The organism is Rhizobacter sp. (genome assembly GCF_035702065.1).
In the GTDB taxonomy this organism is placed as follows: Bacteria; Pseudomonadota; Gammaproteobacteria; order Burkholderiales; family Burkholderiaceae_C; genus Rhizobacter.
Map to the genome: position 1 here is coordinate 1 of NZ_DASSRA010000450.1, position 9,081 is coordinate 9,081.

Sequence of the window (9,081 nt, forward strand, 5' to 3'; positions counted from 1 at the left end):
GGTAGTGCACGCCATGGCTGAGTTGCTCGGTGGGCGCCGCTGTCGGCTCGCTGGGTGCGACAGGCTGGACCCATGCTGGAGCAGGCGCAATGGCGTAGTCGGGCGAGGCCGCGAAGGCGGGTGTCAATGCGAGCCAGCCGCAGGCCAGCAGGATCAGGCGTTGCCAGGCATGCCCGCACCGGGGCGGGGTCGGTCGGTGGTTCAAGGAAGGCTCCCTCGCTTCGCGTACTGCTCATGCGAGCGCGGATCGTTGCCGCGCCCTTGTCTGGGGCCGATTCTTCCATGGGAAGACGGCCGCCTGAAGGCGAGGAAACGATCAGATGTCACACCGGCTCAGCGGCCGGCGAGGGGGGCTGTCAGGCCTGGATCACGCCACCGCGAAGGCCACCGCGGTCTGCGCCGCCGGCGGAGTACACCGAGGCGGGCCGCTCGCGCGGCATCAGCACGTCCATCGCGCGGTCGAGCGCGGCGGTGGCGCGGGCCAGGGATTCGCGTTGCGAGGCCACCAGGCCGCTGGCGAGCTTGAGGCGTTCACGCAGGGGCGGGGGCACGGCGCCGCTGCGGGCGGCATGGGCGAAATGGTCGACGGCACGCGCCAGGGCGCGGTGCAGTTCGGTCGCGTGGTGGTCGATCGCCACGCTGTCGTTGGCGCGCAGCGATTCGCCCAGCGAGCTGAGCTGGGCTTCCACGGCGGCGAGCGTGGTTTCGAGTTCAGAACTGCCTTCGTTGGGCGTGTTCATGATGATCGGGTTCACCATCGGAGGGAGAAGACGGGACATCGAGCCGAGGGAGGTGTTCAATTCAGTGTTGCGCCTTGCCCAGCACTTCGTGGGCGTTGGCGATCAGCCGGTCGGCGATCTTCTCGGCGTTGATCTCGAACTTGCCTTCGCTGATGGCTTGCGCAATGCGCGCCACCTTGTCGGCGTCGAATTCCGAGTTGGCACCCCCCGACAGCAGCGTGGCCGCGGTGTTGGACAACTCGACCTTCGCGCTCGGGTCGGCCTGGGCAGAGGCAGCTTCCTGGGCCTTGGCTTCGCCGGCGGTGTTGCGCACCGGGGTGACGGTGCTGCTGGGGCCGACGCTTGCGGGTTTGTCTGCTGGGTTGCCGATCTTCATCATGTACTCCTTGGGTCAGGGTGGAACCCCAACCTTTCAACATGGACGGTGTATCGGCCCGTCCCGCACGGAACTTTAGAGATTTCTGGCGGATTTTGATCGTGCTGTCTAGATTTCACAATGCGATCTCCAACTGGCGTTCTGCCACGGGTTTCCCCGAGACGACGCGCCCGCTTTCCGTGCGCACGCGCGCCACCTGACCTTCCATGCCGGCCGTGACGGCCTGCCCGCTGCCGGCCACGGCAAAGCCGTCGCCCGCCACGCGGATCTGCACCGGGTCGCCGGGTGCAAACCACTGCCGCGCCTTCAGGTTGCTGGCGCGCAGCCCCTGGCCGGGCGACACCGCCTTGCCCAGGGTGCGCCCTAGCACGGCGCTGGCGTCCGTCAGCGGCGGGTTCACCAGGTCTTCGGCCAGATTGACCTCGGCTTGATGGAAATCGTTCTCCGCCAGCACGTGGCCGACCGGCAGGGCACTCGAGGCGACCAGTGCCTGCCCGAACACCTTGACCGTCATCGGCAGGTAAACGTTCCAGAGCGTGACGCCTTTCTCACATCGCAGGCCCACGCGCGTCTTGCCCCACAGGCGGGCGCCGTTGGGCAGGTAGGCCTTGAGCTGGTTGCAGGGCGCGAGGCGCAGGCGGGCGTCGGGCTGGCCGGCCACGACCTCGGTGCGCGGCAGCCCGGCCTCGGCCACCTTGGCCTGCACGAAGCGCCGTGCCTCATTCACCAGCATGTCGGCCAGCGGGTCGGTGGAGGCCTGCGCGAACGCGCTCCCGGCCAGGGCACTCAGCCAGCCCAGGGAGACAGCACGCAACAGGCAAAGGGTCTTCTTCACGCTGCCACTTTAGAAGTGGCGATGGCCAGGCAAGGCCCGGAAATGGGCAAGAAAGGGCCGCCTATTCCCGCTAATGTTTTGAAGGCCGCTGCCCACAATCCTTTCACATCACCCCATGGGTTTTTGCGGGACACGCCACCATGCTGAACGGACTCACCAGCACGCTCGACTTCCACGGCCAGGCACTGAGCCTGCGCTCGGAGCGCCAGCGCCTGATCGCCAGCAACATCGCCAACGCCGACACGCCGGGCTTCGTGGCCCGCGACATGGACTTTTCCGCCGCCCTGAAGCAGGCCACCGGCCAGATGCAGGGCGCCCCCGTGCTCGCCGCCAGCCAGCCCGGCCACATCGCCGGCCCGAGCGGGGCCGAAGCAGCGGCCCAGGGCCACCTCGTGTACGCGCTGCCCAGCCAGACCAACCTCGACCGCAACACGGTCGACATGGACCGCGAGCGTGCCAACTTCGCCGACAACTCGGTGCGCTACGAAGCCACGCTGCGTTTCATCAACGGCAACGTGCGCACGATGCTCGATGCCATCCGCGGCCAATCGTGATGACGGGAGTTTGAAATGAGCATGTTCCAGATCTTCAACGTGAGCGGTAGCGCGGTGAGTGCGCAGTCGCAGCGCCTCAACGTCGTCGCCTCCAACCTCGCCAACGCCGACACCGTGGCCGGCCCCGACGGCCAGGCCTACAAGGCGCGTCAGGTCACCTTTCAGACCGAGCTGATGGGCAAGACCGGCCAGGTCACCGACGGCGGTGCCGCCGGCGTGAAGGTGAGCAACATCACCGAAGACCAGACGCCCGGCCGCCGCGTGCACGACCCCAAGCACCCGCAGGCGGATGCCGATGGCTACGTGACCTACAGCAACGTCAACGCGGTGGAAGAGATGGTCAACATGATCTCGGCCTCGCGCTCCTACCAGAACAACGTCGAAGTCATGAACACAGCCAAGACGCTGCTGCTCAAGACCTTGCAGATGGGTCAGTGACCCGCGGACCTGACAAAGAGAACACACCATGGCCGTCACCAACGTTCAATCGACTTACGCCGCGCTGAACAGCAAGAACGAGGTCGCGTCCGCCAACGAGGCAGGCGCGGCGGACCGCTTCCTGAAGCTGCTGGTTGCGCAGATGCAGAACCAGGACCCACTGTCCCCCATGGACAACGCCCAGGTCACCAGCCAGATGGCGCAGATCAACACCGTGACGGGCATCGAGAAGCTCAACTCCACGGTGCAGGGCCTGTCGGGCCAGTTCGTGCAGATGCAGGCGCTGCAGGGCGCGGGCCTGGTGGGCCACGACGTGATCGTGCCGGGCAACAAGATGAGCATCACCAATGGCGTGGGGCAGGGCGGCTTCGAGCTCAACAGCGCGGCCGACAACGTCAAGGTCGAGGTGCTGGGCCCGAGCGGCCAGGTGCTCGACACCATGAACCTCGGCACCACGCCGGCCGGCATGCACAGCTTCGACTGGACGGCCGGCAACAACGCCACCGCCACGGGCGTGACCTTCCGCGTCACCGCCACCGCGGGCGGCGTCAAGCTCGATGCCACCGCGCTGATGCGCGACAAGGTCGATGCCGTCAACACCGCGGGCAGCGAACTCACGCTGGAGTTGCAGAACTCCGGCGCCGTGGCCTACAGCAAGGTCAAGGCCTTCAACTAAGTTCCAGCAAAGGACATCCCATGAGCTTCCAGCAAGGTCTTTCCGGTCTGAACGCGGCGAGCAAGAACCTCGACATCATCGGCAACAACATCGCCAACGCCAACACCTACGGCGCCAAGTCCTCGCGCGCCGAGTTCGGCGACATGTACGCCGCTGCGCTGGGCGCGGGCGGCACCAGCAACATCGGCATCGGCGTGAACCTGCAGGCGGTGACGCAGCAGTTCACGCAGGGCAACATCAGCACCACCGCCAACTCGCTCGACATCGCCATCAACGGCTCGGGCTTCTTCGAGGTGAGCCAGGGCGGCCAGACGCTGTACTCGCGCAACGGCCAGTTCCAGGTCAACAAGGACGGCTACATCGTCACCAACCAGGGCGGCCAGCTGCTGGGCTACCCGGCCGACAACCAGGGCGTGATCCAGCCCGGCCTGGCCCAGCCGCTGCAGCTGCCCACGGCGGGCATCGACCCCAACGCCACCACCGAGATCGAGATGGAGTTCAACCTCGACTCGCGTGCCGGCGTCAGGCTGCCGGCCACCGCCCCGGCGCTCGACCCGACCGACGCGCGCACCTACAACAACGCCACCTCGCTCACCGTCTACGACGACAAGGGCCAGGACGTGGCGCTGACTTACTACTTCCCGAAGACCGCGACCGACACCTGGAACGTGTACGTCACGGCCAACGGCACCTCGGTCGCCGTCGACGGCGCCGGCGACCCGGCCCCGGTGACCACCATCACCTTCCCGAGCAACGGCGGCGCGCCCATCGCGCCGGCCGGCCCGATCTCGCTGGACATCCCGGCCTCCATCAACGCGGCAGGCGCCGAAACGCTGGCCATCCCCGGCATCCAGCTCAGCCTCTCGGGCGCCACGCAATACGGCGCCAGCTTCGGCGTGACCAACCTCACGCAAGACGGCTACGCACCGGGCCAGCTCTCGGGCCTGTCGATCGAGAAGGACGGCATCGTGATGGCCACCTACTCGAACGGCCAGTCCAAGCCGGCCGGCCAGATCGAGCTCTCCACCTTCCGCAACCCGCAGGGCCTCAAGCCCCTGGGCGGCAACCTGTGGTCACGCACCTATGAATCGGGCGACCCCATCGTGGGCACGCCGGGCCAGGGCAACCTGGGTGTGCTGCAGTCCGGCGCGTTGGAAGAGTCGAACGTGGACCTGACCGCCGAGCTCGTGAACATGATCACCGCGCAGCGCATCTACCAGGCCAATGCGCAGACCATCAAGACGCAGGACCAGGTGTTGCAGACGCTGGTGAATCTGCGCTGATGTGAGTGATGGGCGTGCGCAGATTTGAGCGAGGCTTCGATACCTCAGCCCGAGCGGGTTGGGGTACGCGAATGGCCGAACACACACAGTCCGCTCAGGCTGAGGTATCGAAGCCCCGTGCCGCTGCGTGCGAACCCCAAGGAGCAATGACATGGACCGCATGATCTACCTGTCGATGTCCGGCGCCAAAGCCATGATGCAGCGGCAAGACACGCTGGCGAACAACCTCGCCAACGTCTCCACGCCGGGCTTCCGCGCCGAGCTGCAGGCCTTCCGAGCCGTGCCGGTGCAGGGCAGCGGCGCCAGCACCCGCGTCTACGCGCTCGAGACCACGCCGGGCTACAACCCCGAGCCGGGCGTCATCACGAACACCGGGCGCAACCTCGACGTGGCGGTGCGCGGCAACAGCTGGCTGTCGGTGCAGGCACTCGACGGCACCGAGGCCTACACCCGCGGCGGCGCGCTCGACCTCGATGCTGAAGGCAACCTCGTCACGCGCGGTGGCCTGCCGGTGCTGGGTGATGGCGGCCCGATCCAGGTGCCGCCCGACAACGAGGTCAGCATCGGCCTCGACGGCACCGTGAGCGCGCGCAGCACCATCACCGGCAAGACCACCACCCTCGGCAAGCTCAAGCTGGTAACGCCCGAGGCGCCGCTTCAGCGCGGTGCCGATGGCCTGTTCCGCGGCGCCGATGGCGATCTGCCGGCCGACGAGAACGGCCGCGTGCAAGACGGCGCGCTCGAAGGCTCGAACGTGAGCGCGGTCGAGACCATGGTATCGATGATCGCCGCGGCGCGCCAGTTCGAGGCCCAGATGAAGATGCTTCAGACCGCCGAAGGCGACGAGAAGGCCGCGGCCCAGTTGCTGTCGACGAACTGATCACGAGACTGAATAGGAGCATTCACCATGATGCGTTCCCTGTGGATTTCAAAGACCGGCATGGAGGCCCAGCAGACCCAGCTGGACCACATCTCGAACAACCTCGCCAACACGGCGACCAACGGCTACAAGAAGTCGCACGCGGTGTTCGAGGACCTCATGTACCAGAACCTGCGCCAGGCCGGCGCCAACAGCACCGAGCAGACCACGCTGCCGACCGGCCTGCAGGTGGGCCTGGGCACGCGTGCCGTGGCCACGGCACGCAGCTTCGCGCAGGGCAACCTGCAGCAGAGCAGCAACACGCTCGACGTGGCGGTCAAGGGCCAGGGCTTCTTCGAGATCCAGCTGCCCGACGGCAACTCGGCCTACACCCGCGACGGCTCGTTCCAGGTCGATTCGCAAGGCCAGCTCGTCACCAACAATGGCTTCAAGGTGCAGCCCGGCATCACCATCCCGGCCAACGCGCAGAGCGTGACCATCGGGGCCGACGGCACGGTGAGCATCACCGTCACCGGCCAGGCGCAGCCGCAGACCGTGGGCCAGCTGCAGCTGGTGAACTTCATCAACCCGGCCGGCCTGGAGCCCAAGGGCCAGAACCTCTACGCCGAGACCGCGGCCTCGGGCACGCCCACCGCCGGCACGCCGGGCCTGAACGGCCTGGGTCAGCTGCAGCAGGGCTTCGTCGAGACCTCCAACGTGAACGTGGTCGAAGAGCTGGTCGGCATGATCCAGACGCAGCGCGCCTACGAACTCAACTCCAAGGCCATCCAGACTTCGGACCAGATGCTGCAGCGTCTGGCTCAGCTGTGATGAAGGGTGCTTGCCTGCTCGTGCTGGCGGGCTTCGTGCTGGCAGGCTGCGAGACGCCCTACGCCGTGCCCAAGGTCGACGTGGGCGCCGCGCCCAAGGTGCGCCCGGCGCCCGAGATGCAGCCCGTGGCCAACGGCTCGATCTTCCAGGCCAACCAGTACCGCCCGCTGTTCGAAGACCACCGTGCCCGCCTGGTGGGCGACACGCTCAACGTGCAGATCGTGGAAAAAGTCGCAGCCAGCCAGAAGAGCACCAGCTCCATCGACAAGGGCGGCTCCATCTCGGGCAGCGTGACCGCGCTCCCCGGCGTGCGCCCGGCGGCCTTTGCGCGCGCCAGCGCCGAAGGCAGCTCCACCAACACCTTTGCCGGCAAGGGCAGCACCGAGAACACCAACGACTTCTCGGGCGTGATCACCGCCGTCGTGACCGAGGTGCTGCCCAACGGCCACCTGCTCGTCATGGGCGAGAAGCAGATCGGCGTGAACCAGAACGTGGACGTGCTGCGTTTCTCGGGCCAGGTCGACCCCAAGGCCATCCAGCCCGGCAATACCGTGCCTTCTGCACAGATCGCCAACGTGCGCCTGGACCACCGGGGCCGCGGCGCCCAGGCCGATGCCAACGGAATAGGCTGGTTGGGGCGCTTCTTTTTGAACGTTATGCCGTTCTAAAGAAATCCAGAATCGGTGACAGGACTCCTGTCATCGCCATGGAAACCACCCACGACAAGCTGCTCGAAGCACTGATCAAAAGCCTGATCGGCCTGGCCGTTCTGGCCGCCACCGCAGCCCTGTGGTGGCCCGTCACGGCGCATGCCACGCGCATCAAGGAAGTGGCGTCCGTGCAGGGCGTGCGCAGCAACCAGCTGGTGGGCTATGGCCTGGTGGTCGGCCTCGACGGCACCGGCGACCAGAGCACCTCGTCTCCCTTCACCACCCAGAGCCTGGGCGCCATGCTGCAGCAGATGGGTGTGACCATCCCGCCGGGCACCAACCCGCAGGTGAAGAACGTCGCCGCCGTGATGATCACGGCGCAACTGCCGCCCTTTGCACAGCCGGGCCAGGTGATCGACATCAACGTGTCGTCCATGGGCAATGCCAAGTCGCTGCGCGGCGGCACGCTGATCGCCACGCCGCTCAAGGGCGCCGACGGCCAGATCTACGCCATGGCGCAGGGCAACCTCATCGTGGGCGGCGCCGGCGCATCGGCGGGCGGCTCCAAGGTGCAGATCAACCACCTCAACGCTGGCCGCGTACCCGAGGGCGCCACGGTCGAGCGCGCCGTGCCCACGCCGCTGAACCAGAACCAGTACCTGCAGCTCGACCTGAAGTCCAGCGACTACACGACCGCCCGCGAAGTGGTGCGCGCCATCAACACGAAGATGGGCGACGGCACCGCCCAGGCCGTGAACGGCCGCGTGGTGCAGGTGCGCATGCCCGAGGCGCAGGAATCGCGTGTGGCCTTCCTGGCCGACATCGAGAACCTGTCGCTCGACCTGGCGGCCCCGTCGGCCAAGGTGGTGATCAACGCACGCACCGGCTCGGTGGTGATGAACCAGGCCGTCACGCTCAACGCCTGCGCGGTGGCGCATGGCAACCTGTCGGTGACCATCAACTCCACGCCGGTGATCAGCCAGCCCGCGCCGTTCTCCAAGGGCGAGACGGTGGTCAAGGAGATTGCCGACATCACCGTCAAGCAGGAGCCCGGCGCACTCATCCAGATGCCGGCCGGCACCAAGCTGGCCGACGTGGTGAAGGCGCTCAGTGCGCTCGGTGCCACGCCGCAGGACCTGCTGGGCATCCTGCAGGCGATGAAGAGCGCCGGGGCCTTGAATGCCGAGATCGAGGTGATCTGATATGGCCATTTCTTCCGGCTCCCCCCTCGGCGGTGACGTTCGCGCGCTGGCCAACCTGCGCAATACCGCCTCCACCGACCCCAAGGCGGCGGTGCGTGAAGCGGCCAAGCAGTTCGAAGGCATCTTCATGCAGCAGCTCATGAAGAGCATGCGCGAAGCCACCATGTCGTCGGGCATGCTCGACAACTCCGGCACCAAGCTGGGCACTGAAATGCTCGACACCCAGTTCGCCACCCAGATGACGGGTTTGCGCGGCGGCCTGTCGGACGTGATTGCCAAGCAGCTCGAACGCCAGCTCGGCGAGCCGCTGGCCAACATTGCCGCCGATGCGGCCAAGGCGGCGGTGACCAGGGAGGCGCCCGCAGCTGCGCCGCTCAGCCCGAGCCTGCAAGGCAAGGAGCGCCAGATCGGCTTCCTCAAGCTGCACGATGGCGCGGCCAAGGCGGCCGAAGCGGCCACCGGCATCCCGGCCAACTTCATGGTGGCGCAGGCCGCGCACGAATCCGGCTGGGGCCGCCACGAGATCAAGAACCCCGACGGCTCGACTTCGTTCAACGTCTTCGGCATCAAGGCCGGCGGCAACTGGAAGGGTCCGACCACCGAAGTCACCACCACCGAGGTGATCGACGGCCAGGCG

13 protein-coding genes are annotated in these 9,081 nt (G+C 67.0%); 9 read left to right on the plus strand and 4 right to left on the minus strand.

Going from position 1 to position 9,081, the window contains the following annotated elements:
* The 4 genes from VFL64_RS19725 to flgA all read right to left on the minus strand — a co-directional run.
* The coding region (locus VFL64_RS19725) for a hypothetical protein (RefSeq protein ID WP_489542091.1) at positions 1-205 on the minus strand (205 nt) is incomplete at its 3' end.
* 151 nt (positions 206-356) lie between these two features.
* On the minus strand, positions 357-740 hold the full coding sequence (locus VFL64_RS19730; RefSeq protein WP_489542092.1) for a hypothetical protein: 384 nt from the start codon (positions 738-740) through the stop codon (positions 357-359).
* 61 nt (positions 741-801) lie between these two features.
* On the minus strand, positions 802-1,116 hold the full coding sequence (gene flgM, locus VFL64_RS19735; RefSeq protein WP_489542093.1) for a flagellar biosynthesis anti-sigma factor FlgM: 315 nt from the start codon (positions 1,114-1,116) through the stop codon (positions 802-804).
* A gap of 115 nt (positions 1,117-1,231) precedes the next feature.
* On the minus strand, positions 1,232-1,951 hold the full coding sequence (flgA, locus tag VFL64_RS19740) for a flagellar basal body P-ring formation chaperone FlgA (protein ID WP_489542094.1): 720 nt from the start codon (positions 1,949-1,951) through the stop codon (positions 1,232-1,234).
* A 140-nt stretch (positions 1,952-2,091) separates the two neighbouring features.
* On the opposite strand from flgA, the gene flgB reads away from it, so the two are divergent.
* The 9 genes from flgB to VFL64_RS19785 all read left to right on the plus strand — a co-directional run.
* On the plus strand, positions 2,092-2,505 hold the full coding sequence (gene flgB / locus VFL64_RS19745; RefSeq protein WP_489542095.1) for a flagellar basal body rod protein FlgB: 414 nt from the start codon (positions 2,092-2,094) through the stop codon (positions 2,503-2,505).
* Between the two features lie 15 nt (positions 2,506-2,520).
* A complete protein-coding gene (gene flgC, locus VFL64_RS19750) occupies positions 2,521-2,943 on the plus strand; it encodes a flagellar basal body rod protein FlgC (protein ID WP_489542096.1) in 423 nt (140 codons plus the stop codon).
* A gap of 28 nt (positions 2,944-2,971) precedes the next feature.
* Positions 2,972-3,619, plus strand: a complete 648-nt coding sequence (locus tag VFL64_RS19755) for a flagellar hook assembly protein FlgD (protein WP_489542097.1) — start codon at positions 2,972-2,974, stop codon at positions 3,617-3,619.
* Between the two features lie 20 nt (positions 3,620-3,639).
* Positions 3,640-4,902 carry a flagellar hook protein FlgE gene (gene flgE / locus VFL64_RS19760; RefSeq protein ID WP_489542098.1) on the plus strand — a complete coding sequence of 421 codons (1,263 nt, stop codon included), beginning with the start codon at positions 3,640-3,642 and terminating at the stop codon, positions 4,900-4,902.
* A gap of 151 nt (positions 4,903-5,053) precedes the next feature.
* Positions 5,054-5,782, plus strand: coding sequence for a flagellar basal-body rod protein FlgF (gene flgF, locus VFL64_RS19765; protein WP_489542099.1), 729 nt, complete (start codon positions 5,054-5,056; stop codon positions 5,780-5,782).
* A 27-nt stretch (positions 5,783-5,809) separates the two neighbouring features.
* Complete coding sequence (gene flgG / locus VFL64_RS19770; RefSeq protein WP_489542100.1) at positions 5,810-6,592, plus strand: flagellar basal-body rod protein FlgG; 783 nt, start codon at positions 5,810-5,812, stop codon at positions 6,590-6,592.
* Positions 6,592-7,260 carry a flagellar basal body L-ring protein FlgH gene (locus VFL64_RS19775; protein ID WP_489542101.1) on the plus strand — a complete coding sequence of 223 codons (669 nt, stop codon included), beginning with the start codon at positions 6,592-6,594 and terminating at the stop codon, positions 7,258-7,260. Before flgG ends, VFL64_RS19775 begins: the two co-directional genes overlap by 1 nt.
* A 38-nt stretch (positions 7,261-7,298) precedes the next feature.
* Complete coding sequence (locus VFL64_RS19780) at positions 7,299-8,444, plus strand: flagellar basal body P-ring protein FlgI (RefSeq protein ID WP_489542102.1); 1,146 nt, start codon at positions 7,299-7,301, stop codon at positions 8,442-8,444.
* A 1-nt stretch (position 8,445) separates the two neighbouring features.
* On the plus strand, positions 8,446-9,081 hold a 636-nt coding region (locus VFL64_RS19785; RefSeq protein WP_489542103.1), incomplete at its 3' end, for a glucosaminidase domain-containing protein.

Coding starts and splice junctions, on each gene's coding strand:
- VFL64_RS19730 (WP_489542092.1), bottom strand. CDS start 740: ATGAACACGCCCAACGAAGGCAGTTCTGAACTCGAAACCACGCTCGCC.
- flgM (WP_489542093.1), bottom strand. CDS start 1,116: ATGAAGATCGGCAACCCAGCAGACAAACCCGCAAGCGTCGGCCCCAGC.
- flgB (WP_489542095.1), top strand. CDS start 2,092: ATGCTGAACGGACTCACCAGCACGCTCGACTTCCACGGCCAGGCACTG.
- flgC (WP_489542096.1), top strand. CDS start 2,521: ATGAGCATGTTCCAGATCTTCAACGTGAGCGGTAGCGCGGTGAGTGCG.
- VFL64_RS19755 (WP_489542097.1), top strand. CDS start 2,972: ATGGCCGTCACCAACGTTCAATCGACTTACGCCGCGCTGAACAGCAAG.
- flgE (WP_489542098.1), top strand. CDS start 3,640: ATGAGCTTCCAGCAAGGTCTTTCCGGTCTGAACGCGGCGAGCAAGAAC.
- flgF (WP_489542099.1), top strand. CDS start 5,054: ATGGACCGCATGATCTACCTGTCGATGTCCGGCGCCAAAGCCATGATG.
- flgG (WP_489542100.1), top strand. CDS start 5,810: ATGATGCGTTCCCTGTGGATTTCAAAGACCGGCATGGAGGCCCAGCAG.
- VFL64_RS19775 (WP_489542101.1), top strand. CDS start 6,592: ATGAAGGGTGCTTGCCTGCTCGTGCTGGCGGGCTTCGTGCTGGCAGGC.
- VFL64_RS19780 (WP_489542102.1), top strand. CDS start 7,299: ATGGAAACCACCCACGACAAGCTGCTCGAAGCACTGATCAAAAGCCTG.